Raw genomic sequence first — 24,551 nt, 5'->3', positions numbered from 1 at the left:
CCCCCGGCCCGCCCATCGGCACCTCCCGCGCGCCCGCCCGCTCCGCCACGACAGCCCGCACCCCCGGTCGCTTCCCCGCGGCCGCCCGTGATGTCACCTCCTGCGGAGGCGCCCGCGCCCGCCCCCGCAGCGCCGTCGGCGCGCGCCACGGTGGTATTCGACGTGCTACCCGACCGCGGTTGGCGACGCTTTCTCCGGCTGATGACCTTTGGCCTGGTCAAGCTGGGGCCCTCGCCGGCCCAACAGCAGGAGGCCCAGTTCGAGGCGGCCATCAGGACCCGCCTGCTCGGCAACTTCAAGGTCGGCGTCCTGGGCAAAGGCGGCGTGGGGAAGACGTCGGTGGCCGCCAGCGTCGGATCCCTGTTCGCCGAGCTCCGAAGGCAGGACCACGTCGTGGCGATCGACGCCGACACCGCCTTCGGCCGGCTCAGCAGCCGCATCGACCCGAGTTCGACCGGGTCGTTCTGGGAGCTCACCGCGGACAAGAACCTGCAGTCCTTCAGCGACATGGTTGCCCGGGTGGGCCGCAATTCCGCCGGGCTGCACGTGCTCGGCGGCGAGCCGGCGTCCGGCCCGCGCCGGGTGCTCGACCCCGCGATCTACCGGGAGGCCGCGTTGCGCCTGGACCGCCATTTCGCGATCTCGGTGATCGACTGCGGCTCGACCATGGACGCGCCGGTCACCCAGGAGGTGCTGCGCGACTTGGACGCGCTGATCGTGGTGTCCTCGCCATGGGCGGACGGCGCGAACGCCGCCGCCAGGACCATGGAGTGGCTGGCCGACCAGGGCTTCGACAGCCTGCTGGAGAACAGCATCGTCGTGCTCAACGATTCGGACGGCCACGCCGACAAGCGCACCCGAGCGTTGCTGGCGCGCGAGTTCATCGATCACGGCCGACCGGTGATCGAAGTGCCCTTCGACCCGCACCTACGGCCCGGCGGTGTTATCGACGTGAGCCACGAGATGGCCGCGGCCACGCGGCGGAAGTTTCTCGAGGTCACCGCGACGATCGCGGGGTACTTCGCGGCTCGCGCCGAGAACCGGCGGGGCTAGGCCCGCTCGGCAACCTGACCCGCCCGTGCCGACGGGTCGGCGATGGCCTCGATCTTGACCACACGGGACTCGCGGATGGTGAGCACGATGACGGCGAACAGGCGGCGGCCGCTGAAGGCCAACAGGGCCGGCCCCCCGGCGGGGCCGCTGACCAGTGTCACGTCCGGCCACAGGTAGCGCAGCAGGTTGGTGGCCACCGCCTGCGGACCGTGGTTGATCTGTGGCGGCGGCGCCGGGTCGGCCAGGATCGTGCCCACGCCCCACACCGTCGGATCCAGCACGGCGGCCAGCCCGGCGAGGTCACCGTTGGCGCACGCGGTGATGAATTTGTCGGTGACGAGCTGATGCTCGGCGGACGCGATCGCGTTGGTTTTGGGTTGCGCGGCAAGGAATTTGGCCCGCGCGCGCCGTGCCAGCTGACGGCAGGTGCCGACCGGGCGGCCCACCGTCTCCGAGATCGAGTCGAAGGGGACGCCGAACACGTCGTGCAGCACGAAGGCGACCCGTTCCGCGGGGCTGAGCCTGCGCAAGACCTCCAGCAAAGCGGAGCGGATCTCGTCGTCGAGGGTGATCCGGTCCGCCGGGTCACAGCGGTGCGGCGCGGGCAGCTCTTGGACCTCGCCCGGACGTTCGTAACGCGCGCGGGCCGAGCGCACCTGGTCGAGGCAGAGCCGACTTGCGACCACCGTCAGCCAGCCCCGGACGTCCTCGACCTCGCCGACCTCGGTCCGTGAGAGGCGCAGAAAGGTTTCCTGCACAACGTCTTCCGCGTCACCGACGTCCCCAAGCATCTGGTAGGCGAGGTTGACCAGATACGGGCGGTGACGACGCCAGGCCTCGGCGACCTGGTCGTCCGCTGACTGCGACTGGTTCATGACTCTTCGACGATCTGCTGCGGCAAAAAGTTACGGGTTCTCGCGGGTAACTTTTCCACCTTTCGCCCCGTCCTTGGAGCAGCACAGAAAATTCCGAAAGGAGCCATGCCATGACCATCGTGGTAACCGGGGCGACCGGCAACGTCGGGCGCCCTCTCGTCGCCGCGCTCGCCGGCGCGGGAGCGTCGGTGCGGGCGGTGACCCGCACGCCGGAGACCGCCGGGCTTGCGCCCGGCGTCGAACTCGCACGGTCGGCGGCCGAGGCGCTGCCGGGCGCGTCGGCGGTGTTCCTCAACTCCCGTGCGCTGGGCGCCGACTTGGAAGCAGTGGTGTCCCAGTGCGTGCGCGCCGGCGTCACCAAACTGGTGGCGCTCTCGGCGATCAACGCCGACGACGACTTCGCCCGCCAGCCGTCCCGCTTCCGAGGGGACCGCAACAGGGAGGTCGAACAGCTCGCCGTCGACTCCGGCGTGGCGTGGGTGAGCCTGCGGCCCACCGTCTTCGCGACGAACTTCGCCGGCATGTGGTCAGCGCAGATCCGCGCGGACGATGTGGTTTCCGGGCCATACGCCGCGGCATCGACGGCACCGATCGTCGAGACCGACATCGCGGAGGTCGCGGCGCGGGCGTTGCTCACCGATGAGCTTGTCGGCCAGCGGATCCCGCTGACCGGTCCCCAGGCGTTCACCAACGTGGAGCTCGTCGAGGTCATCGGCGCCGTGCTGGGTCGCCCGCTGCAATATCGGGAGATTCCTACCAGCGCGGTGCGCGAGCGGTTCCTCGCGTTGGGCTTCACCGCGGGCTTCGCCGATGCCTACATCGCCATGCTGGCCGCGACGCTCGATGCACCGGCACTCATCACCCACGACGTGGAGAAGCTCCTCGGGCGCCCGGCGCGGCCGTTCGCCCAGTGGGTCGCCGAGCACCGAGCCGTCTTCGCCGTCGCGAAATGAATAAGGAGAACGACATGTCACAGCCGCGTCCGCCGCGCTACCTCAAACCCATGAACAAGGTGATGATGGCCGTCCAACGGCTCGGGATTCCCACCGGTCCGGCGATGGTGTTGACGGTGCCCGGCCGCAAGTCGGGCCGGCCCCGCAGCACCCCGATGACGCCGTTCGAATTCGAGGGCGACATGTACGTAGTAGCGGGCTATCCCGGCGCCGACTGGGCGGCGAACGCCCGGGCGGCGGGCACCGGCGTTCTCAGCCGCGGCCTGCGGTCACAGGAAGTCCGGATCGTCGAACTCTCCGCCGGAGAAGCCCGGCCGGTGCTGCGGGAATTCCCCGCCAAAGTCCCCGTCGGAGTGGCGTTCGCCAAACGGTCCGGGATGGTGCGTGATGGAACGGCCGACGAATTCGAAGCACTGGCGGGACGGCTCGCCGTCTTCCGCTTCGAGCCGGCTTGACGGCCGCCTGCTCGGTCGCCCCAAAGAGAAAGCGCCGCAGCGGTTTCGGCGACCACCGGTCGCCGAAGGTTCACAATCGGCGGCCATGGGCCGGGCCTAGGCCGACTTCGCGGTCTCGCGCACCGGATATCCGTTGCGCTCGGCCAGGGACCGAAGTTGGCGCAACGCGAACGCGCGTGGGCGGCCGCCTTCGGGGATCACCACTCCGGCCCACAAGCCTTCCGCGCCGGCCGACTCCACGGCATCCCGCGCGCACATCCAGCGGCGCGGGCAGGCCCGGCACAGGGCGATCGCCTCGGCGTCGGGGGCGGTGGTCCAGCGGTCGGGATCCTGCGTGCAGGCGCCGAGCGGGATGTTGTACGAAACTGCTGCGGTCATGTCGCGCGCCCTTCTGGCAAAGCGGGGTCCTGCATTACACTCACCAAACTATAGCGCTAACCGTTTCAATGCAACAGTTTTCTGTCCGCAACTGAAGTGATCCCTCACAGATGGCGCTTCGGTATGTCGCTGCCGCCGAAGCCGCGCGTGTCTGCGAGTCGCCCACGCGACGGCCGATACGGTGCGTGAACTGGGTCTTCAGCTGACGGCGGGCACGTGGAGCCGCGCCGGGCCAACCGTAGCGGGCACGCCGTTACGCCGACCTCGTCGAAGCGCTGTGTTCGCGCACCGGATACCCGTGCAGCTCGGCAAGCGAGCGCAGCTGGCGCAACGCGAAGGTCCGGGCCCGCCCCCCTTCGGGAATCACTACACCGGCCCACAAGCCCTCGGCCCCAGGCAGCTCACACGCCTCCCGGGCGCACGCCCACCGGCGTGGACACCTTCGACAGAGCGCTTTGGCCTCGGCGTCAGGCGTCGTCGTCCAACGCTCAGGATCCTGCGCGCACGCCCCCTGCCAAAAGCCGTGCTCGGGCGCGGTCATTCTCCCGTCCCGGCACGAATCATCGCGGCAGTGCCCGCCGTGCAACACAGGCCGCAGCGCACGAAGCGCTGCAACGCCACAGTTAAGCCTTCGAACACGTGACTCCTGCGCGACCTACCTTATTTGATACATGCGTAGTTAAGCACTCGAAAGCGGCAACCGCATGACCGGTGAGTAAAAATGTCGGAGAGGTCGAACCCGCGCGGCCGGCTGCAGATATCCCACCCTCGGCCGTCGCGTGCGGCGGCCGTCGTTGCGCGCCCAACCGTAGCGTGGGCCGGCTTCTCGGAGATCCGCCCGCGGACCATTTCACAGTTCTGACCGCCGAGAAACGTAGCATCTGCGATAGGAATGCCCGGGTGCAACGGTTAGAATCGGCAGGACGGAGAGTCCGCCGCGCGGTTCTCAAGCGAGGAATCACCGGGGATGCAGGCGGCTCGGCGCCGGGCGACAGTCCGTCGGCTCGGCGAACAGGGAAACGATCGTGCGGAGTTCGCCGGTCCAGCGGGGGGAATGTCGAATCGATATGACCGGGCCATCGGAGACACTGGGGCGACAAGGCCTCGGCGAGTCGAACGAGCGCCACACCGGCTCCCAGACCAGCGAAATGGACCCGGGCCTGGTTCGTGCCGGGGCCGCCGCCGCCGCCCGCCGCCGCGAACTCGACATCAGCCAGCGCAGCCTGGCGGCCGACGGAATCATCAACGCGGGCGCTCTCATCGCTTTCGAGAAGGGACGCAGCTGGCCCCGCGAGCGGACCCGCGCGAAGCTCGAGGAAGTGTTGCAGTGGCCCACGGGAACGATCGCGCGGATCCGCCAGGAGGGCACCATGCCCGCGGCCTCCCCTCGGCAGGACAGCGTTCCCGATGGGCGGTCGGCCGCCGGCCCCGGACCCGAGAGCGCGGAGTCGCTGATCGCGCAGGCGGTCGTCGCCGCCGTCGACGGCTGCAGCCTGGCCATCGCCGCGTTGCCGGCGGTCCACGATCCGGAGTTCACCGAGCGGGTCGAGCCCATCCTGTTCGATCTGCGTCAGCTGGAGACGATCGCGGTCCGGGCGGCCCGCATCAGCACGATGACCCCTGAACTGATCAAGGCGCTCGCCCGGGTTCGCCGGCATTACGACGAACTCATGACACTCGCCGCCGGCGCCGCGGATGCCCCATTGGCCCCGCGCCTCTACGCGATGCGGCGGCAGGCCAACCTGTCCGCCCAGGAGACAGCACAGGCGGCCGGCGTGCGCGAGGAGGATGTTGTCCGCGCCGAAGCGGGCGACCCATTAACCGACGACGCCGCCGCAGCGCTGGAAAGGTTGATCGGCGAAATTCATTAAGGCCGGACGCGCCCTTTATTTCGCCGCGACTTTGCGGCGCTTCGCAGCCCTCATGATCGCCCGCCATGTGGCGCGTCCAACCCGCGTCGCTGAGGCCGGGAATACCCGATGCGACAGAGTCGGCCCGGGCGTCGGACCACACGCAGCCGTAGGCCGTGTCTGGCCGTGGCTCGTTGCTTCCGGGGCACCCGCACGAAACGGAGCGGCGTGCGAGCGGACGCACTTGCGACGCGGACGCAGGAACGGGCCATCGCCTCTCTTGTGCCAGGTTGATTCGCATGCCAAGTGGTCGCCGTGCTGGGACCGTCAAACCCGTTCGGGTAAACCAATCAGCCTGGGGCTCAGGCCATCTCGCGATTGCACTGCGCGGTCCTCCGGCAGCCAGCGAAGGCCCGATTACGACCGCCAGGCAAGTGCCGCAAGGAACCGCGGATACGTGGTGTCCGATACGATCGGGCGTTCGTCGCCCAGATCCGCTGCGGCCGTGGGACTGGCCTGATCCAATCGTTCACCGCCCGGCAACCGTGCCGCAATCTTCGCCGCGGACCGCACCAGCCGACCGCTTCGAAACCGCTGGCTTATTACAAAATTCGTGCATCGAGGGGGGTTGGTGCGCTGTTACGCTCGACTCACCGTGCGCACGACCAGCATGGGAGCAACCAGCGTGAAGGGAAATCGACGTGGCTTGGCTTGCAGGTGGAAGTTCTCTGGCGACCGTGGTGCAACGACTTCAAGGCGCGGGCGGGGCCGCCTACAGCGGAGACTGGGTCAGCGCGGCAGCGGGCGGCGCCGCCGCCGCGGGCAAGGCTGTCGAATACTTCGCCAAGACGAAAACCGGACTCAAGGACGCGTTGGATAAAGTCGGGAAAAAGGTGCTGCCGACGCCGACGGCGATTATCGACGGCGCTATGTTGGCGATCTTCCTCGTGGACTTACTTAATGGGCTCTCGTCCCCGGACACGGGATCCGCATTCAGCACCGCCAAAGACAAGTACGAGAACGTCAAGCTCAATCTGGAAGCGGCCAATCCGGACGAACTGCGCTGGACCGGTGAGGCAGCCGACGCCTATAAGGCCATGAACGACGCGCTGAGATCACTTGTGCAGCAGATGGAAGAACTGGACAAGCAGATGAAGAACCTGGTGGCCGATCAGGCCGGCAAGGTCAAGCAGGCGCACATGTGCGTAACGGTATCGACCCTGGTACTTACCGCGTGCCTCGGCGTTGCGATGGCCCTGTACCTGATCCCCATCACCGGCCCGGAAATATCGTGCGCGTTCCAGATCGTGGCCGCCTTCGGGGCATGCGCATCGGTCTTCGCGTTCGAGATGTTCACGCTGTCCAATTCGATGTCGATTTCCCACTCGGTCGACGCGCTGTCCATCAGCTATGGCGAGCTCGCCGGCAGGGCGCAAACCGAGATGGCAGGCACGTTCGGCGAGATCAAGGGCGAGGTGGCGGCGAAGACCGCGTCCCAGCTTTCCAGCTTCACGGCCGTTTCCGACGGGCTGTCGGCCTTCGCCGCCGCCCCGACGATCCAATCGTTGGCCAACACCAGCTTGGGCCGCGAGTCCGCTTCGCCGGCGCAACGCGTTTTGCTGGACGCCGCCAGTGAAGCTCACGCGACAAGCTCGACTGACACGGCGGCGCAAGCTCCGAGTGAAACGGCGCCGGCGGCACCGGCGTTCGCGCCACCCAGCCCCGCGCAGACGGCGCAGATGGCCCAAGCCTCGTCGGCGTTGTCCCAGCCGGTGAACCAGGTAAGCCAGACAGTGGGACAGGCACAGCAGCTCGCGGCCTCCGCAAGAGGCCAAGGGGCGGCCGGCGACGCACCCGCCGCGAAGGCCGCCGACGAGGCCGGCGCCGCCTCGGGCGCAGCCGGTGCCGAACGAGCTCCCGTAGAAGTCGCGGAGGCCGGTGCCGAGGCTGGGGCCGACAGGCCCGGCCGCGTCCTGTGATGTCCGTGACGCATCAAAACCAATGCAAGCCAACGCCATAGCGATAGAACAGGAGAAACATCAATGGCCGCATTGAATGTCACACCGGACTACTTGGAGACGCTGGCGGGCAAGCAGGATGCAGCGAAGAGCGTCGCGGGGGAGGCAGTCGGTGCAACCTCCAATCTCACCGTCGCGGTGTGGGTGACCCACGGTGTTATCAGCGGATGCTCCAACGGTGCGTTCAGCAGCGCCGAAGGTGCGCGCCGCACAGCCGGGCAAAACCTTTCGGCCGCCGCCAACGAACTCGCCGCGAAACTGCGCGGCGCCAAAGCGGCGTACAAGGGCGTCGACAGCGAGTTGAGCGGCAACCTCAAAAGCCAAATGCTCGACAACTAATCATGTCCGGTCCCCTCACTGGCGGTCGCGCCGGCCTCGTCGATGACGTCGTCGGCGTGGAGGTGACCATCGACGGGATGTTGGTCATCGCCGACCGGTTACACCTGGTCGATTTCCCTACCGCGCTTGGGATCCGGCAAAACATCCCACAAGAGGACCTGCGCAACCTGGTCTGGAGCCAGGTGCAGCATGACCTCACCGCGCAGGGGGTGCTCGATCAAAACGGTGAGCCTCACCCGACAGTGGCGGCGATGGTCGACACCCTCAGCAGGCCCGACCGGACGCTGGAGGGCCGATGGTGGCGGCGCGATGTCGGCGGTGTCATGGTGCGATTCGCGGTGTGCCGCAAGGACGAACGTCACGTCATCGCGGCGCGAGACGGCGACCTGTTGGTGCTGCAGCTGGTGGCTCCTCAGGTGGGCCTGGCGGGCATGGTGACCACGGTTCTGGGCACTGCCGAACCCGCCAATGTCGAACCGCTGACGGGCCTCGCCGACGAACTCGCCAAATGCACCACCGCGGCGCAGTTGACCGCACACGGCCTCGAGGCACCGTCGGCCCGTATCTACGCCGAGATCATCACCAACCCGAGCAGCTGGGTGGAAATCACCGCCGGCCAACGCCACCCAGGCGGCACGTCTACGCAGACCGACGTGGCCGCCGGTGTCCTCGACTCGGCATTGGGCCGGCTGGTGTCGCTGCCCCGTCGCGTCGGCGGCGAGCTGTACGGAAGTTTCCTTCCCGGCACGCAGGAGAATCTGCAGCGCGCCTTGGAGGCGCTGCTCGAGTTCCTCCCCGCGGGCAGCTGGTTCGATCACGTCGGAGCCGCCGAAGCCTCGTACCGGGGTTGATTCTGCCGTTATCTATTCAGTACGGAAACCAGAAAGAAGAACCTTCATGCCCCAGCACGACGACCATGATGACCTCTCCGCCCTCGACTTCTCCGCGCACCATTCCGACTCCGACGATCACGGCCTACATCACTCCGATGCCCTGGATTTTTCCTTCACCGAAGACGGCTTCGAGGAAACGCCCGCCGACGCGTTCGATGAGTACGCACCCACAGAACCCGATGACAGCGAAACGGAGCTGGCGGCCATCGCCTCGGTGACCGAGGCCGAGGACGAAGAAGAAGACGAAGAAGAAGGTCTTGCGCTCTTCACGGTGACCAATCCCCCCGATACGGTGTCGGTGTCGGCGCTCATCGACGGGAGGACGCAGCGGGTCACCCTGTCGCCGAAGGTGACCAACATGACCGAATCGGAACTCGCAGAAGAGGTTCTCGTCCTTGCAGACCTGGCCAGGCAAAAAGGGCTTGCAGGCCAACGCACGTTCTTGCAGGAAGATCAAACCGTGACGGAAAGCCTCGACCAGCTCGGGATAGCCGACACCGACGTCATCCGAGAGTTCATGGACGCGGTGTATCCGTTGCCGACGGCCGAGCAGGCCGATATGGCACAGGCAGAGGTCTTCGCCGCCCGATACACGAATGACGAAACCGACAAATGAGCGCTCAGCTGGCCGGCCTGTTCGAGAGTGCGGTCGGCATGCTGCCCATCTCGGAGGCACGGGCGCTGGACCTGTTCACCGAGATCACCAATTACGACGAGTCGGCCTGCGATGCGTGGATCGGCCGCATCCGTTGCGGTGACACCGATCGGGTGACACTGTTCCGCGCCTGGTATTCGCGCACGAATTTCGGACAACTGGCCGGGGCCGCCCAGATATCGATGAACGCCGTCAACGCCCGGATCGCGATCGGTGGCCTATACGGCGACATCACTTACCCGGTCAACTCGCCGCTGGCGATCACCCTGGGTTTCGCTGTAAGTGAAGCGGCCCAAGGCAATTACGCCGACGCCATGGAGGCCTTGGAGGCAAGTCCGGCGACCGGCGCCGAGCACCTGCTGTCCTGGGTCAAGGCGGTGGTCTACGGCGAGGCGCAACGTTGGACGGAAGTGATCGAAGAGGTACGCGGGGCCGGCAAATGGCCGGACGCGTTCCTGGCGGCCGCGGCCGGCGTCGCGCACGGGGTCGCCGCGGCGAACCTCGGTCTGTTTACCGAAGCCGAGCGCCGGCTCACGGAGGCTAACGCGTCGCCTGCCGGCGAGGCATGTGCGCGCGCCATCGCCTGGTATCTGGCGATGACGCGCCGCGGACAGGGAAACGAAGAGGCCGCGGTGGCGCTGCTGGAGTGGCTGCAGACCACCCACCCGGAGCCTAAAGTCACTGCTGCCCTCAAGGATCCGTCGTATCGGTTGAAAACCACCAGCGCCGAACAGATCGCCGCGCGCACCGACCCCTGGGACGCGTCCACTGTCGTAGCCGACACCTCGGGACGGGAGAAGCTGCTCGCCGAGGCGGAAGCCGAGCTGGAGCGGCAGATCGGGCTCAGCCGCGTCAAGGACCAAGTCGAGCGGTACCGCGCCGCCACGCAGATGGCGCGGGTTCGGGCCGCCCGTGGCATGAAGGTGGCACAGCCGAGCAAGCACATGATCTTCACCGGACCGCCCGGTACGGGCAAGACGACGATCGCGCGGGTGGTGGCCAACATCCTGGCGGGGCTGGGCGTCATCCCGGAACCGAAACTCGTCGAGACGGCACGGAAAGATTTCGTCGCCGAATACGAAGGGCAGTCGGCGGTGAAGACCACCAAGACCATCGATCGCGCCCTGGGCGGCGTGCTGTTCATCGACGAGGCCTATGCCCTCGTACAGGAACGGGATGGACGGACGGACCCGTTCGGCCAGGAGGCGCTGGACACCCTCCTGGCCCGGATGGAGAACGACCGGGACCGACTGGCGGTGATCATCGCCGGTTACAGCTCCGATATCGACCGGCTACTGGAGACGAACGAGGGGTTGCGGTCCCGGTTCGCCACCCGTATCGAATTCGACTCCTACTCCCCGGAGGAGATCCTGGAAATCGCGAAAGTCATTGCGGCCGGGAACGACTCCGCCCTGAGCGCGGAAGCCGAGGACAACCTGCTGGCGGCGGCCAAGCTGCTCAGTCAGCGGACGGTACGCGGCAAGCCTGCGCTCGACATTGCCGGCAACGGCCGCTACGCGCGACAGCTCGTGGAGGCGGGGGAACAATACCGTGACATCCGCCTGACCCGGGCGGTCGATTTCGAGAGCCTCGACGAGGATCGCCTAAGGGAGATCAACGGCGAGGACATGGCCGAGGCGATCGAGGCCGTGCACGGACGCCTCAACCTCGTCGAGTGACGTATGGCGAGTTTCCGGCTTACGACCAAGGTGCAAGTCAGTGGCTGGCGCTTTTTGCTCCGGCGTCTAGAACACGCGATCGTCCGGCGCGACACCCGCATGTTCGACGACCCGCTGCAGTTCTACAGCCGGTCGGTGTCGCTCGGCGTCGTCGTCTCGGTGTTGATCGTGGTCGGTGCGTTGGCGATGGCCTACTTCAAACCGCAGGGCAAACTGGGTAACGGCAACCTGTTCGTGGACCGCGGGACGAACCAGCTTTACCTCAAGGTCGGAAGCGAACTCCATCCCGTCTACAACCTGACCTCGGCGCGGCTGGTGCTTGGCAACCCGGCCGAACCCGCAACGGTCAAGTCCGCCGAGCTGAACCGCCTACCGAAGGGCCAGTCCATCGGGATCCCCGGCGCCCCCTATGCCACCCCCGTGTCGTCAGATTCCTCCTCGGCCTGGACGTTGTGCGATACCGTTGTGCGGGCCGAAAGTGCCAATCCCACAGTGCAAACCGGAATCATCGCGATGCCGGTGGTAATCGAGCATCCCGCGATCGACCCGATCCTGCCCAGCGAGGCGCTGTTGGCGTCGTATCAAGGCAAGGACTGGGTCATCACCGCCAAGGGCCGGCACGCCACCAACCTCAGCGACCGCCCCATGACGTTCGCGGTGGGCATCCGCGGCACCGCCAAGCCCAGCCCCCTCTCCACCGCTATGTTCAACGCGCTGCCCGATGCCGGCTCCTGGCAGTTACCTCCCGTCCCCAACGCGGGTGCCCCGAACACCCTGGGCCTGCCCGATGAGCTGGTGATCGGTTCGGTGCTACAGCTGCACACGACCCTCGGCCTGAGATACTTCGTCGTGATGCAGGACGGGGTCGCGCCCGTGAATGCCAACACGGCGGCTGCGTTGCGCGCGAATCAATCGTACGGGCTGGTGGTTCCTCCGTCGCTGCCTCCAAACCTGATCGTCAACATCCCCGAGTTGGTGTACAACTCGCCCTTGCCCGACGAGCCGATCAAGATCGTCTCGCGGCCGGACGACCCCACGCTGTGCTGGATGTGGGAACGCAAGCCCGGTGAGCAGGCGCCGAGAACCGCGGTGTTGACCGGCCGCCATCTGCCCATACCCGCGTCAGCGATGACCACCGGGATCAAGCAGATTCAAGGCTCCGCAACGGTTTACATAGATGGCGGGAAATTCGTGCAGCTACAGTCACCGGATCCTCGGTACGGTGAGTCTTTGTATTACGTTGACCCACAAGGGGTTCGCTACGGCGTGCCCGATCAGCAGACCGCGTCGTCGCTCGGCCTCCCGTCGCCCAAGACCGCTCCGTGGGAAATCGTTCGCCTGCTCGTGGACGGGCCGGTGCTCTCGAAAGACGCGGCTCTGCTGGAGCACGACACGCTGCCGACTGACCCCAGCCCCCGCAAATTGCCCGGCGCAGCCCCAGGAGCGGCCTCATGACGACCAAGAAGTTCACCCCTACGGTCGCCCGCGGTCCTCGGCTGACGCCCGGCGAAATCAGCCTCACCCCACCGGAAGACCTCGGCGTCGACATCCCGCCGTCGGGCATTCAAAAAGCGCTTCCGTACGTCATGGGCGTCTGCATGCTCGGCATGATCGCGATCATGGTGCTCACCGGCACCCGGGCGCTCTCGCCGTACATGCTGATGATGCCGCTGATGATGATCATGATGTCGTTGAGCATGGTGGCCGGCGGTGGCGGCGGTGGCGGGAAAAAGGTGCCCGAAATCAATGCCGACCGGAAGGAATACCTTCGGTACCTGGCGGGACTGCGTCCCAGGGTGACCTCTTCGGCGAGTGCGCAAGTGGCGTTCTTCAGCTTCCACGCACCCCATCCAGACGATCTGCTGTCCATCGTCGGTACGCCGCGTCAGTGGTCACGCCCGGCCAACGCCGACTTCTACGCCGCCACGCGGATCGGAATCGGCGACCAGCCGGCTGTGGACCGGCTCATGAAGCCGTCCGCCGGAGGCGAGCTGGCCGGCCCCACCGCGGCGCCGCAGCCATACCTCGAACCGGTTGCCAACATGTGGGCGGTCAAGTTCTTGCGCACCCATGGCCTGATCCACGACTGCCCGAAACTCGTGCAGTTGCGCACCTTTCCGACGATCGCCGTGGGCGGCGATCCGGGGGGGTCGGCTGCCTTGCTGGCGGCGATGGTGTGCCATCTCGCCGTCTTTCATCCCCCGGACCTGTTGCAACTGCGGGTGCTCACCGAGGAACCCGACGATCCGGACTGGTCGTGGCTGAAATGGCTACCGCACCTTCAGCATCCGACCGACACCGACAGCGCCGGCCCGGCAAGGATGATCTACACCCGACCCGACGGGCTGTCCGATCTCGCTGCGCGTGGCCCACACTCACCCGATGCGCTGCCCGGCGGCCCGTACGTCGTCGTGGTGGACCTGACCGGCGGGAAGGCCGGCTTCCCGCCGGACGGCAGGGCCGGCGTCACGGTCATCACTTTGGGCAACCACCGTGGTTCGAACTACCGCATCCGGGTGGCCGACGACGGCACCTCGGACGACCGCCTGCCCAGCCAGTCGTTCCGCCAGGTGACGGCGCGCACCGATGGCCTGTCCCCGCGGCAAGCCGCCCGCATCGCGCGCAAGCTGGCCGGTTGGTCCATCACCGGCACCATCATCGACAAGAAGAACATTGGCACCCAGAAGAAGGTCGCCACAGAGTGGCATCAACTGGTGGGAGCCCACAGCGTCGAGGAGGTGACGCCCGCGCGCTGGCGGATGTACACCGACAAGGACCGCGATCGCCTCAAGATCCCGTTCGGTCACGAGCTCAAGACCGGCAACATCATGTACCTCGACATCAAAGAGGGCGCCGAATTCGGCGGCGGACCGCACGGCATGCTCATCGGGACGACCGGGTCGGGGAAGTCGGAATTCCTTCGCACGCTGATCCTGTCCCTCGTGGCGATGCACCATCCGGATCAGGTCAACCTCCTGCTCACCGACTTCAAAGGCGGGTCGACGTTCCTGGGCATGGAGAAGCTCCCGCACACCGCCGCGGTGATTACCAACATGGCCGAGGAAGCCGAGCTTGTGAGCCGGATGGGTGAGGTGCTGACCGGGGAACTCGACCGGCGCCAGTCGCTGCTGCGACAGGCCGGCATACAGGTGGGTGCGACCGGTGCGCTGTCCGGTGTGGCCGAATATGAGAAGTATCGCGAACGCGGTGCCGATTTAGCCCCGTTACCAACGCTTTTCGTCGTCGTCGACGAGTTCGCCGAGTTGTTGCAGAGCCACCCCGACTTCATCAATCTCTTCGACCGGATCTGCCGCGTGGGCCGCTCGTTGCGCGTGCACCTGTTGCTGGCCACCCAGTCACTGCAAACCGGAGGGGCCCGCATCGACAAGCTCGAGCCCAACCTCACATACCGCATCGCGTTGCGCACCACCAGCTCTCACGAGTCAAAGATGGTGATCGGCACCCCGGAGGCGCAGTACATCACCAATAAAGAGAGTGGCGTCGGCTTTCTGCGGGTGGGTATGGAGGATCCGGTCAAGTTCAGCACCCTCTACACCGGCGCTCCCTACATTCCGCCGAAACGGGACGAGCCTGACGGCGACGGCAACGGGGCCAGCCCGCAGGCCGGATCCAAGAACCTGCGGATTCACCAATTCACCGCCGCGCCCGTCCTCGACGAGGTGATGACGTCGTGACAGTCGAACCCAAGGTACGGGCGCTCAGCGAAGTGGTGCTGGACCAACTCAGCACTACGGAGTCGCGGGCGTACAAGATGTGGCTGCCGCCCCTGAAGGATCCGACGCCGCTCAACGAGCTTGTCGCGCACGATGACCAGCGCCACACGTTGCGCTTCGCCCTGGGCATCATGGACGAGCCGCGCCGGCACCTGCAGGGCGTGTGGGGCGTCGACGTCTCTGGAGCCGGCGGCAACATCGCCATCGGCGGCGCGCCGCAGACGGGAAAGTCGACCCTGCTGCAAACCATGATCATGTCGGCCGCCGCCACCCACACGCCGCGGCAGGTTCAGTTCTATTGCATCGACCTCGGGGGCGGCGGCCTGATCTATCTGGACGACCTCCCCCATGTCGGCGGGGTGGCGACCCGGTCGGAGCCCGACAGGGTCATGCGGGTGGTGGCGGAGGTGCAGGCCGTTTTGCGCCAACGCGAGGCCACCTTCAAGGAACACCGGGTGGGCTCCATCGCGATGTACCGGCAGCTGCGCGAAGACCCTAACCAGCCGGTCGCGGACGACCCGTTCGGCGACGTGTTCTTGGTCATCGACGGGTGGCCGGCTTTCGTCGCCGAATTCCCCGACCTAGAAGCTCCAGTCCAGGAGTTGGCTTCACAGGGCTTGTCGTTCGGCGTCCACACCGTGATCACCACACCGCGATGGACGGAGTTGAAGTCACGCGTCCGCGACTATCTGGGGACCAAGATCGAGTTCCGGCTCGGCGACGTCAATGACACCCAGATCGACCGCACGGTGCGCGAGATCCCAGCGAATCGACCGGGCCGCGCGATGTCAGTGGAAAAGCACCATCTGATGATCGGCGTGCCGAGGTTGGACGGCGTGCACAGCGCGGACAACCTGGTCGAGGCGATGACGGCGGCCGTGAACGAGATTGCTTCCCATCACACCGACGTGGCGCCCCGCGTCCGGGTGTTGCCGGAGCGGATCTACCTTCACGAACTCGACCCGAACCCTCCCGGTCCGGAGTCTGATTACCGCACGCGCTGGACGATTCCGATCGGCTTGCGCGAAGCGGACCTGTCGGTGGCCTACGCCAACATGTACACGACCCCGCACCTGTTGATCTTCGGTGCGGCCAAGTCAGGCAAGACACGGACGGCGCACGCAATCGCACGGGCCATCTGCGCGCGCAACAGTCCACAACAAGTGCGGTTCATGTTGGCCGACTACCGCTCCGGGCTGCTGGACGCGGTACCGGACAGCCATCTGCTTGACGCGGGGGCGATCAACCGCAACAGCACCACGCTCGACGAGGCCATCAAAGCGTTGGCGACCAACCTGAAGAAGCGGTTACCGCCGGCCGATCTCACCACCGCCCAGCTGCGGGCACGCTCGTGGTGGACCGGATTCGACGTGGTTCTCTTGGTCGACGACTGGCACATGATCGTGGCCGCCGCCGGCGGCATGCCCCCGATGGGACCGCTGGCGCCGTTATTGCCCGCAGCCACGGATATCGGGCTGCACATCATTGTCACTTGCCAAATGAGCTACGCATACAAATCGACTATGGACAAGTTCGTCGGCGCAGCTTACGGCGCCGGGTCCCCGACCTTGTTCCTCTCGGGCGACAAGCAGGATTTCCCGTCGCGGGAAATTCAGGTCAAACGCCGCCCCCCGGGGCAAGCATTCTTGGTCGCTCCAGACGGGAAAGAGGTCATCCAGGCGGTCTACATCGATCCGCCAGAAGAAGTGCATCCACCAGCACCATAGGGCGGTTAGGATTATCCCGTCGCCTGCTAAAGAAGCCGTGAACCAAAGGGCGACAACCGAATCGGGGCGCCTAGCACCTGTTGCTTGTCGCCATGAGCCGAATTGGTATGCGTTCACATGGATTTTTGTTTGTGTTCACTTGATTTAGGGATGGCGCGAACCCGAATGCAAAGCGGAATGAATTAGCGACCCCAAAGTCAACCAGAAGATAACCGCAAACGACACTTCGTAAACAAGGAGACCGGTAGACATGTTGTGGCACGCAATGCCACCGGAGCTGAACACCGCTCGGTTGATGGCCGGAGCGGGTCCAGCGCCGATGCTGCAGGCCGCCGCGGGGTGGGAAGCGCTGGGAGCCGCGTTGGAGGCTCAGGCCGTGGAATTGGGCGCCGCCCTGGTAGCCCTCAAAGCCGCCTGGACGGGGCCCGGCAGCGAGCGTGCGATCGCCGCGGCCACACCGATGGTTGCCTGGCTGAACACAGCGGCCGAGCACGCCCAGCAACGGGGGATGCGGGCAATGGCCCAGGCCGCGTCCTACACGAAGGCGTTGGCGATGACGCCTTCGCTGCCCGAGATTGCGACCAACCACATCACACATGGCGTGCTGACGGCCACCAACTTCCTCGGCATCAACATGGTGCCGATCGGTTTGAACGAGACCGACTACTTCGTCCGCATGTGGAATCAGGCCGCCGTCTCTATGGACGTCTACCTCGCCGAAACGATGGCGAACACCACATTCGAGCCGCTTCCCCCCGTGAAACCCATCGTGCAACCCGGGGTGGGCGAGGTCGTGGCGGCCCAGGCGTTGGCCCGGCTCTCGAGCACGGCGGCCGACAAGGCTGCAGGGACGCTGCGCGCCCTCGCCGAGGAAGTAGCGGAGGACATTCCGTCCGACACCCCGGACGTCCCCACTCCCGATGTCCCTACGCCGGACGCGACCGTTCCGCCCGCACAACAAGTTCCGCAGTACACGGGACAACTGGGGCAACTGGGTGGGCCGATGCAGCAGCTCATGCAGCCGTTGCAACAGATGACGTCACTGGCCGGCCAGACCGGCGGAATGGGCGGTCCCGGCGGCAATCTGCCGGGCGCGGGCGGGGCCGCTGACCGCGCACCCGGCCAGGTCGGCCTGCTCGGTGCCAGTCCCCTGTCGAGTCACCCCTTGGCCGGTGGCTCGGGCCCCAAAGCGGGGCTGGGTCTGATGCATTCGGAAGCGCTGCCCGGAGCGGGCGGTACCTCGGCCCGCACGTCGCTGATGAGCCAATTGATCGACAAGCCCACGGCGGGGGCGACGGCGCCCGCCGCGGCAGGAGCGGGCGCCGGGTCCTCGGCGATGGGCGGCACGGCCCCGATGGGCGCGATGGGCCACGGCGCGCAAGCCGGATCCGGGAGCACTCGACCCAGCCTGGCGGCCCCCGCGACGCTGACCGCCGAACACCACGACGACGACGGTGACGACCACGACGACGACTGGTGACGGCACCGTACGAAACAAACTTCCCGGCCGCCCGGGCCGGAAGACTTGCCATCAATTGGCGAGGAAGAGCAACACAGAAAGTAGCGAACATGGCAGAGATGAGAACCGACGCCGCTACCCTCAGCGCGGAGGCCAGCAACTTTGACCGAATCTCGAGCGAGCTCCAGCAGGTCATCGGACAGGTGGAGTCGACCGGCGGCGAGTTGGCCGGCCACTGGCGCGGTCAGGCCGGCGCGGCGGCCCAGCAGGCGTTGGCACGCTTCCACGAAGCCGGCCAGGCGCAGATCAAGGCACTGAGCGACATTTCGCAGAACATCCACGGTGCCGGCATCGAGTACTCCAAGGCCGACGACGAGCAGGCCAGCTCGCTGTCGTCACAAATGAACTTCTGACCCTGACAACCCCTCACCAAATAGACAGAACGGAGCAAACAACATGAGCGAACAGTCATGGAATTTCGCGGGCATCGAAGGCGGCGCGAGCCAGATCCAGGGGGCCGTGGCGGCCACCCAGGGCCTGCTCGACGAGGGCAAGAGCTCGCTGCAGAAGCTCGCCGCGGCCTGGGGCGGTAGCGGTTCGGAGGCCTACCAGGCCGTGCAGCAGCGCTGGGACCAGAGCTCCGCGGAGCTGAACGACTCGTTGAAAAACTTGGCGGCCCGCATCACGGAAGCCAGCCAGACGATGGCCCAAACCGAGTCCGGCGTCACGGGAATGTTCTCATAAGCCAGCAACCACGACGAAGCACGAGACTGGGCGAGTTCGACCCCGTGGGAGATCTCGCCTCTTCTCGTGCTTTCGCGGCTGCGAGTGTCTGAGAGGTTCTGATGGCGGCCGACTACGACCGGCTCTTTCCGCCGTCCGACGAGGCTGATGCGGCCGAGGACGCCGGCGGGTACGGGGACTTCGACGTGGACGGTCCGTCCCCGACGCCGCCGGGGCCGCCCAACACACCCCAGCCCAACGGGCACGGCGCGCCGCCCATGCCCGCCGGCTCGCCGGTGGAGCCGCCGCCGGCCGCCGCAGCCGAACACCCGCCGATGCCGGTCGACTTGGCCGCCCCGCCACCCGCGGCGGCGACCCGACCGCCCATTCCCGTCGACTATGACCGGCTTTTCGAGTCGCCCGCCGGCACCGACACATCGGACGGGCTCGGTGCGGACACTGCCTACGACCCCGATATCCCGGCGCCGACCCCGCCCATGCCGACGGACGCGCCGAAGCCCAACGGGCAGGCACCGCCGCCGATGCCCGTCCACTGGCCCGAGCAATCCCCAGCCGAGCACCCGCCGATGCCGGCCGACCTGACCGCCGCGCCACCCCTACCGGTACGGCCTCAACCACGCGGGCCCAAGGAACGCAACCGGGTCGCCAAACAGCCGCCCCGGCATGCGCGTCAAGACCCGGCCGAAGGGCCCAACCCGCAACTCGGCCGCGCCAAGTCGCAAAACAGCCACCGTGCCGGACCCCAATCCACCAAGGGCAACGCGCCCGGACCCTCCCTTCCGTTGCGCCCATCCACCGCGCCACCCAACGGCGGACCGCCGGAAACGCGGGGGCGAGGCGAACCAGCGGCACCCGCCGCGTCGGCGTCCGCCCCGGCCGCCGCGACGCCCGAACCCGCGGCGAGGCCGACGGCCGGCAAACCAGCCGCGCGACCGGTGTCGCGGCGGGGCTGGCGGCGCTGGGTCCATATCCTGACCCGGATCAACCTCGGGCTGTCGCGCGACGAAAAATACGAGCTCGAACTCCAGAACCGAATCCGCCGCCCCATTCACGGTTCGTACGAGATCGGAGTGCTGGGTCTCAAGGGTGGCGCCGGTCGGACGTCCGTGACGGCCGCGCTGGGTTCAGTGTTCGCTCAGTTACGCGGCGACAGGATCCTGGCTGTCGACGCGGACCCCGTTTCGGGAGACCTCGTGAACCGGGTCGGACGTCAGACCGCCGCGACCGTCGCGGACCTGGTGGCGAATCGAGCGCTGTCGCACTACAACGACGTCCGCGCCCACACCAGCATGAACGCCGTCAGCCTCGAAGTGCTCTCCGCCCCCGACTACAACGGGACGCGGCCGTTATTGAGCGCCGAGGAGTGGAAACGCGCTCTCGGGATGGTGCCCAGGTATTACAACCTGGTGGTGTCCGACTGCGGAGCCGACCTGTTCAGCCCGGCGGCGCATGGCGTGCTTGCGGTGGCGTCGGGGTTGGTCGTTCTGTCCACCGCCTCAGTCGATGGCGTCCGGCAGGCCGCGGTCGCGCTCGACTGGTTGCGCAACAACGGCTACGGCGATCTGCTCGATCGTGCATGTGTCGTCATCAATCACGTCGTGCCGGGAGACTCCACAACCGCGGACAGCGACGTGGTGCGACAGTTCCAGCAGCACGTCCACCCGGGCCGCGTTATCGTGCTGCCGTGGGACGAGCACATCGCCGCAGGCGCGGAGGTGCAATTCGCCCTGCTCAGCCCGCCCTACCAGCGTAAGATCATCGAACTAGCCGCAGCACTGTCCGACGATTTCGACAGGAGTGAACGTCGTTGACCGCGTCGACCGCCAGCGCCGCTGCCGCGGCCCCGGCGACCGCCGCGGCACCCCCGCCGAAGCCGGCAACCACCCGGGTCACCATCCTCACCGGGAAGCGGATGACGGACGTCGTGCTGCCCTCGGTGGCGCCGATCGAGACCTACGTCGATGACACCGTCGCGGTGCTCGCCGAATTGCTCGAGGACACACCGGCGGACGTGCTGGCCGGCTTCGAGTTCTCCGCGCAGGGTTCATGGACGTTCGCCCGCCCGGGGGCCCCGCCGCTGCCGGTTGACCAGTCACTGGACGACGCCGGAGTCGTCGACGGGTCACTGCTGACGCTGGTGTCGGTGAGCAGGACGGAGCGGTACCGGCCGCTTGTCGAGGACGTCATCGACGCGATCGCGGTCCTCGACGAATCGCCGCAGTTCGATCGGCCCGCGCTGAATCGCCTCATCGCGGTGGCGATCCCGGCTGTGGCCCTGGTGGTCGTCGTGCTGGCGGCGCTGACCTGGGAGCACACCGGACGTCACCTGTGGTGGGCGCTGGGAATCGGCGTCGGGGGACTCCTCGCGCTGATCGGCGGCTGGGCCGCCAACCGGTTCTACCGGAGCGCGAACCTGTCGGAGGGCTTGCTGGCGGCGGCGTACCCCCTGATAGCGGTCGCCGTGGCGCTGGCCATCCCCCGGCCGCACCGGGTCGACTCGCTGGGCGCACCCCAACTCGCCGGTGCCGCTGCCACCGTCCTGTTCTTGACGCTGATGGTGCGCGGCGGCCCCCGGCGGCGGTTCGAACTTGCATCGTTCATCGAGGTCACGGCGATCGCGGTGACCGCGGCGGCCATCTGCTATGGCTACGGCTGGCAACAGTGGGTGCCTGCGGGTGCCATCGTGTTCGGCCTGTTCACCATCACGAACGCGGCCAAGCTCACTGTCGCGGTCGCGCGCATTGCGCTGCCACCCATCCCCGCGCCCGGCGAGGCCGTCGACCATGACGAACTGCTCGACGCGGTCAAGGGCGACGAGGCCGGCGATCAGGGCGAAAACCGGACCTGGCAGGCGATCATCGCGTCGGTTCCCGACTCCGCCGTGCGCCTCACCGAACGAAGCCACCTGGCCAAGCAACTGCTCACCGGGTTCGTGTTGGCCGGCACCCTGGTGTTGACAGTCGGGACGATCGCGCTGGTCGTGCGCGGCCACTTTTTCGTCCACAGTCTCGCCGTTGCCGGCCTCGTCGCGGCGGCGTGCGGGTTCAGGTCCCGACTCTATGCAGAACGCTGGTGCGCGTGGGCCCTGCTGACCGCCGCCATCGCCGTGCCGACCGGAGTGATGGTCCGGCTAAGCCTCTGGTATCCGGCCAAGGCGTGGCTTTTCCTGACGATGTACCTGGCGGTGTGCCTGGTCGCGGTGGCGATCGTCGCGGCGACGGTTGCCGTCCGCCGCATTTCGCCCGTCACGAAGCGGATTCTGGAATTGTTGGACGGCACCATTGTCGCCGCCATCATCCCCATGCTGCTATGGATCACCGGCGTCTACGACACCGTCCGCAATATTCGCTTCTGAGCCACTCGGGCGACACTCCAATATCTCCGAAAAACTGGCGCAGTTCGGATGTGGCCCATTCACTAGGATTGTTGTAACACCGTCGACAGAGGATTGGGCAATGACTGAGCCACTGGTGGTCGATCCCTCGCGTTTGAAGGCTGCGGGTGCGACGTTGCGGGCGCTTGTTTTTCCGTCGGTGCCACCACCCATATCCGTGCCGGGTGCGGACGCGATATCGGCGGCGATCAACGAAACTCTTCCGTTGATTGAATCGCCCGTTATCAAAGGATTACCCGCCGTTGAATCGGCGGTCGTCAGAACCGGCTCGAGCATCGTCTCGGCGGCCGGAATGTATGCCGAGACGGATCAGGCCCTGGGTGAGCATGTAGGCGGCGCCCGGTTCCTCGCCGCCGTGCAAACGCCGGCCGCCGGCCCGCCGACCGGTCAGCAATTGCGTGCCACCACAGACGAATCGAAAGACAAAGACGGTCAAAAGCCCAAACCCGAGCCGAAACCACAGCCCGACAAGAAGGGTCAGCCGACAGACATCGCTGCACCGATGGCACAGCTCAGCGGAATGGGGCAGGCCCTCGGGCCTGTCACGCAAGGCATGCAGACCATCATGTCGAGCGTCCAGCAGGCCACGGGCAGCATGGGCGGGGCTGCGGCGGCACCGGCGCAGCTCGCCGACGACACCACGAAGAAGGACCAGCCGGCCGACGGCCAAACGCAACTGGTCGACCAGACGAAGCCCGACGGGGACCAATCTCTGGGCACCGGCGCCGCGCCCGGTGACCGGGCGTCGGGGACCGCCCCGGTGCGGCCCACGACTGCGCACCGCGCAGAGCCGTCGGAGGTTGGGCTCTGAGCCGGCCGCGGTGACGTCGGTTCGCTTGTGGTGCAAGCGATTTCGAAGCAGGGCCGGGATGCCCGGCCCGTTCTAGGATGCGTCGGCCAGGGCTTCGTCGAGTAACGCGGTGATGCGCTTCCAGTACAGCCAGTCGGCGACCGCGGAGCGCTGGACATCGAGGTCGACTTCGGTACGCGCCTCGGCGAGCAGCGCTTCTTGAGCGTACGCAGCGTAAGTGCGGAATGCGCGCAGGTGGGCGGCTGAGCGGCCAGAGGCCTTGCTGGCCAACGGCTTTACCACGTCAAACCACAACATCGGGCGTTCGTCCACCGGCGGACTCGGTTCCGCCGGCGCCGCCGGCAACGTCGTCAGAAGTTGCTGCGCGTCGACCGTCCCCGCGTCGACCGAGGCCGCCAACTCAGCGGCCCCCGCGGGATCCACCACTTCGGAAGTGGGGTGTTGCCCGGCCGGCTCGGCCCCCGCCGGCGCTGCCGGCATCAGGTCGACCAATCGCGCGTCGCTGGTCGCCGCCAACTGTTCCGCCGCCGAGGGATCCACCACTTCCAGCCGGGATCGGCCGACCATGGCACCGCTGTCTGGGATGTCCTCCGGCGTCAACACGATCTTGGCGGCGCCGGGATCGGACTTCGCGAACTGCTCCTCGGTGGCGATCACCGCTCGCAGCTTCTTGTCGTGGTGGTTCGCCCAACCTTGCACGGCCATCACGGGATAGGTGGCCCACCGCGCCCGCTCGTCAGCCGGGATCGCGTCGTCGGCGCTGGCCATGTGCACCTGTTCGGGCAACTGCACGCCGTCGGGTATGTAGGCCACCCCATAGCTGTTGGCCACCACGATCGAACCGTCGGTGGTCACCGCGGTCACCCAGAAGAAGTTGAGATTGGCCATCCCGCCGCTGCCGGGGGCGTTGAGCGCCGCCCCTATCCGCCGCGCCAACTGCAGCGGGTCGGTCCCGCCGCGCCGGGCCGCGTCGGCGGTCGCGGCATCGGCGATGGCGTCACGTTCCGCTCGCGCCGCTGAAACCGGGATGATCGGCGGTGGCACAACAACATCCGCCGTTTCCGCCGGGTCGGGGGACTGCACCTGCGCGGCGGCCGCCGCCCGCGGCGTCGTCCGCGCGGCCGAGGCGGGTCGCATCGTGGGCGGCCCACCCGGCGGCTTCTGCCCGACCGGTGCGGCCGACCGCCCCGCCGACCCCGCACGCGAGCCGCCGGAGGCCCCGCCCGATCCACCCGCCATCGGCCCTGCCGGCATGCCGGTCGCTCCCGCGGGTGCGGCCGTCGTCGACGACTCCTCCGCGCGAGCCGCCGTCGAGGACGACGTCGCCGACGCGGGGGCCATGCCCTTGCTGCCCCCACCCGCGGTGGGTTGAGCCGCGGCCGCCGGACCCAGCGGAGCGGCGGGAGCCGCCGGACCCAGCGGGACCGCGGGAGCCGACGGTCCACCACCAGGCCCCCCCGGGGCGCCCGGCGTCGCGGGGCCGGGCGCCCCGGGGGCTGGGGCACCGGGAGCGGGCGCCCCGGGCACAGGCGGC

At 67.3% G+C, this 24,551-nt stretch carries 22 protein-coding genes and 1 pseudogene; 19 read left to right on the top strand and 4 right to left on the bottom strand.

The window, feature by feature from the left end; translation table 11 throughout:
- On the top strand, window positions 1-1,053 hold a 1,053-nt coding region (locus A9X04_RS01425; RefSeq protein WP_231985634.1), incomplete at its 5' end, for a MinD/ParA family protein.
- On the opposite strand, the gene sigI is transcribed toward A9X04_RS01425, so the two are convergent.
- Window positions 1,050-1,928: an RNA polymerase sigma factor SigI gene (gene sigI / locus A9X04_RS01420; protein WP_067917030.1), complete on the bottom strand. Its 879-nt coding sequence runs from the start codon at window positions 1,926-1,928 to the stop codon at window positions 1,050-1,052. The genes A9X04_RS01425 and sigI overlap by 4 nt on opposite strands.
- Window positions 1,929-2,038: 110 nt before the next feature.
- Between sigI and A9X04_RS01415 the strand changes: the two genes are divergently transcribed.
- Both A9X04_RS01415 and A9X04_RS01410 read left to right on the top strand, forming a co-directional pair.
- Window positions 2,039-2,881, top strand: coding sequence for an NAD(P)H-binding protein (locus A9X04_RS01415; protein ID WP_067917028.1), 843 nt, complete (start codon window positions 2,039-2,041; stop codon window positions 2,879-2,881).
- 14 nt (window positions 2,882-2,895) lie between these two features.
- Entirely contained in the window at window positions 2,896-3,336 is a 441-nt protein-coding gene (locus A9X04_RS01410; RefSeq protein WP_067917034.1) for a nitroreductase/quinone reductase family protein, read from the top strand.
- 96 nt (window positions 3,337-3,432) lie between these two features.
- On the opposite strand, the gene A9X04_RS01405 is transcribed toward A9X04_RS01410, so the two are convergent.
- A complete protein-coding gene (locus A9X04_RS01405) occupies window positions 3,433-3,714 on the bottom strand; it encodes a WhiB family transcriptional regulator (RefSeq protein WP_067917026.1) in 282 nt (93 codons plus the stop codon).
- A 253-nt stretch (window positions 3,715-3,967) separates the two neighbouring features.
- Window positions 3,968-4,255 carry a WhiB family transcriptional regulator gene (locus tag A9X04_RS29335; RefSeq protein ID WP_082974743.1) on the bottom strand — a complete coding sequence of 96 codons (288 nt, stop codon included), beginning with the start codon at window positions 4,253-4,255 and terminating at the stop codon, window positions 3,968-3,970.
- Window positions 4,256-4,844: 589 nt separating this feature from the next.
- On the opposite strand from A9X04_RS29335, the pseudogene A9X04_RS01400 reads away from it, so the two are divergent.
- From A9X04_RS01400 to A9X04_RS01330, 15 genes and pseudogenes are all read left to right on the top strand, one after another.
- A pseudogene (locus A9X04_RS01400) lies at window positions 4,845-5,585 on the top strand (FHA domain-containing protein); the annotation flags it as partial.
- 716 nt (window positions 5,586-6,301) lie between these two features.
- Window positions 6,302-7,543, top strand: coding sequence for an EspA/EspE family type VII secretion system effector (locus A9X04_RS01395; protein ID WP_067917022.1), 1,242 nt, complete (start codon window positions 6,302-6,304; stop codon window positions 7,541-7,543).
- 63 nt (window positions 7,544-7,606) lie between these two features.
- Window positions 7,607-7,921, top strand: a complete 315-nt coding sequence (locus A9X04_RS01390) for an ESX-1 secretion-associated protein (protein ID WP_067917020.1) — start codon at window positions 7,607-7,609, stop codon at window positions 7,919-7,921.
- 2 nt (window positions 7,922-7,923) lie between these two features.
- The gene (locus A9X04_RS01385) at window positions 7,924-8,772 is read left to right on the top strand and encodes an ESX secretion-associated protein EspG (protein WP_067917017.1); all 849 of its coding nucleotides are present in this window, start codon (window positions 7,924-7,926) and stop codon (window positions 8,770-8,772) included.
- Between the two features lie 46 nt (window positions 8,773-8,818).
- Entirely contained in the window at window positions 8,819-9,430 is a 612-nt protein-coding gene (locus tag A9X04_RS01380) for a hypothetical protein (RefSeq protein WP_067917015.1), read from the top strand.
- Window positions 9,427-11,148: a type VII secretion AAA-ATPase EccA gene (gene eccA / locus A9X04_RS01375; RefSeq protein WP_067917013.1), complete on the top strand. Its 1,722-nt coding sequence runs from the start codon at window positions 9,427-9,429 to the stop codon at window positions 11,146-11,148. Before A9X04_RS01380 ends, eccA begins: the two co-directional genes overlap by 4 nt.
- A 3-nt stretch (window positions 11,149-11,151) precedes the next feature.
- Window positions 11,152-12,603, top strand: coding sequence for a type VII secretion protein EccB (eccB, locus tag A9X04_RS01370; protein WP_067917011.1), 1,452 nt, complete (start codon window positions 11,152-11,154; stop codon window positions 12,601-12,603).
- Window positions 12,600-14,843: a type VII secretion protein EccCa gene (gene eccCa / locus A9X04_RS01365; protein WP_067917009.1), complete on the top strand. Its 2,244-nt coding sequence runs from the start codon at window positions 12,600-12,602 to the stop codon at window positions 14,841-14,843. The genes eccB and eccCa overlap by 4 nt, the downstream gene beginning before the upstream one ends.
- On the top strand, window positions 14,840-16,609 hold the full coding sequence (gene eccCb / locus A9X04_RS01360; RefSeq protein WP_067917008.1) for a type VII secretion protein EccCb: 1,770 nt from the start codon (window positions 14,840-14,842) through the stop codon (window positions 16,607-16,609). The genes eccCa and eccCb overlap by 4 nt, the downstream gene beginning before the upstream one ends.
- Before the next feature lie 250 nt (window positions 16,610-16,859).
- Window positions 16,860-18,089 (top strand): PPE family protein, encoded by a 1,230-nt coding sequence (locus tag A9X04_RS01355; protein WP_067917006.1) that lies wholly within the window; start codon window positions 16,860-16,862, stop codon window positions 18,087-18,089.
- Between the two features lie 89 nt (window positions 18,090-18,178).
- A complete protein-coding gene (locus A9X04_RS01350; protein WP_067917004.1) occupies window positions 18,179-18,481 on the top strand; it encodes a WXG100 family type VII secretion target in 303 nt (100 codons plus the stop codon).
- 43 nt (window positions 18,482-18,524) lie between these two features.
- Window positions 18,525-18,812, top strand: coding sequence for a WXG100 family type VII secretion target (locus A9X04_RS01345; protein ID WP_067917001.1), 288 nt, complete (start codon window positions 18,525-18,527; stop codon window positions 18,810-18,812).
- A gap of 101 nt (window positions 18,813-18,913) precedes the next feature.
- Entirely contained in the window at window positions 18,914-20,623 is a 1,710-nt protein-coding gene (locus tag A9X04_RS01340) for a MinD/ParA family protein (protein WP_067916999.1), read from the top strand.
- Window positions 20,620-22,167, top strand: coding sequence for a type VII secretion integral membrane protein EccD (gene eccD / locus A9X04_RS01335; RefSeq protein WP_067916997.1), 1,548 nt, complete (start codon window positions 20,620-20,622; stop codon window positions 22,165-22,167). Before A9X04_RS01340 ends, eccD begins: the two co-directional genes overlap by 4 nt.
- 115 nt (window positions 22,168-22,282) lie before the next feature.
- Window positions 22,283-23,017: a hypothetical protein gene (locus A9X04_RS01330; RefSeq protein WP_156764171.1), complete on the top strand. Its 735-nt coding sequence runs from the start codon at window positions 22,283-22,285 to the stop codon at window positions 23,015-23,017.
- A gap of 72 nt (window positions 23,018-23,089) precedes the next feature.
- Here A9X04_RS01330 and A9X04_RS01325 read toward each other — a convergent pair whose 3' ends face one another.
- Window positions 23,090-24,154 carry a hypothetical protein gene (locus A9X04_RS01325; protein WP_067916993.1) on the bottom strand — a complete coding sequence of 355 codons (1,065 nt, stop codon included), beginning with the start codon at window positions 24,152-24,154 and terminating at the stop codon, window positions 23,090-23,092.
- Between the two features lies 1 nt (window position 24,155).
- On the opposite strand from A9X04_RS01325, the gene A9X04_RS01320 reads away from it, so the two are divergent.
- A complete protein-coding gene (locus A9X04_RS01320; protein WP_067916991.1) occupies window positions 24,156-24,389 on the top strand; it encodes a hypothetical protein in 234 nt (77 codons plus the stop codon).
- The last annotated feature ends 162 nt before the right edge of the window (window positions 24,390-24,551 follow it).

It is taken from the genome of Mycobacterium sp. E3247 (genome assembly GCF_001667785.1).
Taxonomy (GTDB): Bacteria; Actinomycetota; Actinomycetes; order Mycobacteriales; family Mycobacteriaceae; genus Mycobacterium.
Note: the sequence above shows the minus strand (reverse complement) of the source record. Positions and strands in the feature narration are given on the sequence as shown.

What these genes read in the sequence shown, in the direction of transcription:
- sigI (WP_067917030.1), bottom strand. Translation starts at nt 1,928, where the DNA reads ATGAACCAGTCGCAGTCAGCGGACGACCAGGTCGCCGAGGCCTGGCGT.
- A9X04_RS01415 (WP_067917028.1), top strand. Translation starts at nt 2,039, where the DNA reads ATGACCATCGTGGTAACCGGGGCGACCGGCAACGTCGGGCGCCCTCTC.
- A9X04_RS01410 (WP_067917034.1), top strand. Translation starts at nt 2,896, where the DNA reads ATGTCACAGCCGCGTCCGCCGCGCTACCTCAAACCCATGAACAAGGTG.
- A9X04_RS01405 (WP_067917026.1), bottom strand. Translation starts at nt 3,714, where the DNA reads ATGACCGCAGCAGTTTCGTACAACATCCCGCTCGGCGCCTGCACGCAG.
- A9X04_RS29335 (WP_082974743.1), bottom strand. Translation starts at nt 4,255, where the DNA reads ATGACCGCGCCCGAGCACGGCTTTTGGCAGGGGGCGTGCGCGCAGGAT.
- A9X04_RS01390 (WP_067917020.1), top strand. Translation starts at nt 7,607, where the DNA reads ATGGCCGCATTGAATGTCACACCGGACTACTTGGAGACGCTGGCGGGC.
- A9X04_RS01385 (WP_067917017.1), top strand. Translation starts at nt 7,924, where the DNA reads ATGTCCGGTCCCCTCACTGGCGGTCGCGCCGGCCTCGTCGATGACGTC.
- A9X04_RS01380 (WP_067917015.1), top strand. Translation starts at nt 8,819, where the DNA reads ATGCCCCAGCACGACGACCATGATGACCTCTCCGCCCTCGACTTCTCC.
- eccA (WP_067917013.1), top strand. Translation starts at nt 9,427, where the DNA reads ATGAGCGCTCAGCTGGCCGGCCTGTTCGAGAGTGCGGTCGGCATGCTG.
- eccB (WP_067917011.1), top strand. Translation starts at nt 11,152, where the DNA reads ATGGCGAGTTTCCGGCTTACGACCAAGGTGCAAGTCAGTGGCTGGCGC.
- eccCa (WP_067917009.1), top strand. Translation starts at nt 12,600, where the DNA reads ATGACGACCAAGAAGTTCACCCCTACGGTCGCCCGCGGTCCTCGGCTG.
- A9X04_RS01355 (WP_067917006.1), top strand. Translation starts at nt 16,860, where the DNA reads ATGTTGTGGCACGCAATGCCACCGGAGCTGAACACCGCTCGGTTGATG.
- A9X04_RS01350 (WP_067917004.1), top strand. Translation starts at nt 18,179, where the DNA reads ATGGCAGAGATGAGAACCGACGCCGCTACCCTCAGCGCGGAGGCCAGC.
- A9X04_RS01345 (WP_067917001.1), top strand. Translation starts at nt 18,525, where the DNA reads ATGAGCGAACAGTCATGGAATTTCGCGGGCATCGAAGGCGGCGCGAGC.
- A9X04_RS01340 (WP_067916999.1), top strand. Translation starts at nt 18,914, where the DNA reads ATGGCGGCCGACTACGACCGGCTCTTTCCGCCGTCCGACGAGGCTGAT.
- A9X04_RS01325 (WP_067916993.1), bottom strand. Translation starts at nt 24,154, where the DNA reads ATGCGACCCGCCTCGGCCGCGCGGACGACGCCGCGGGCGGCGGCCGCC.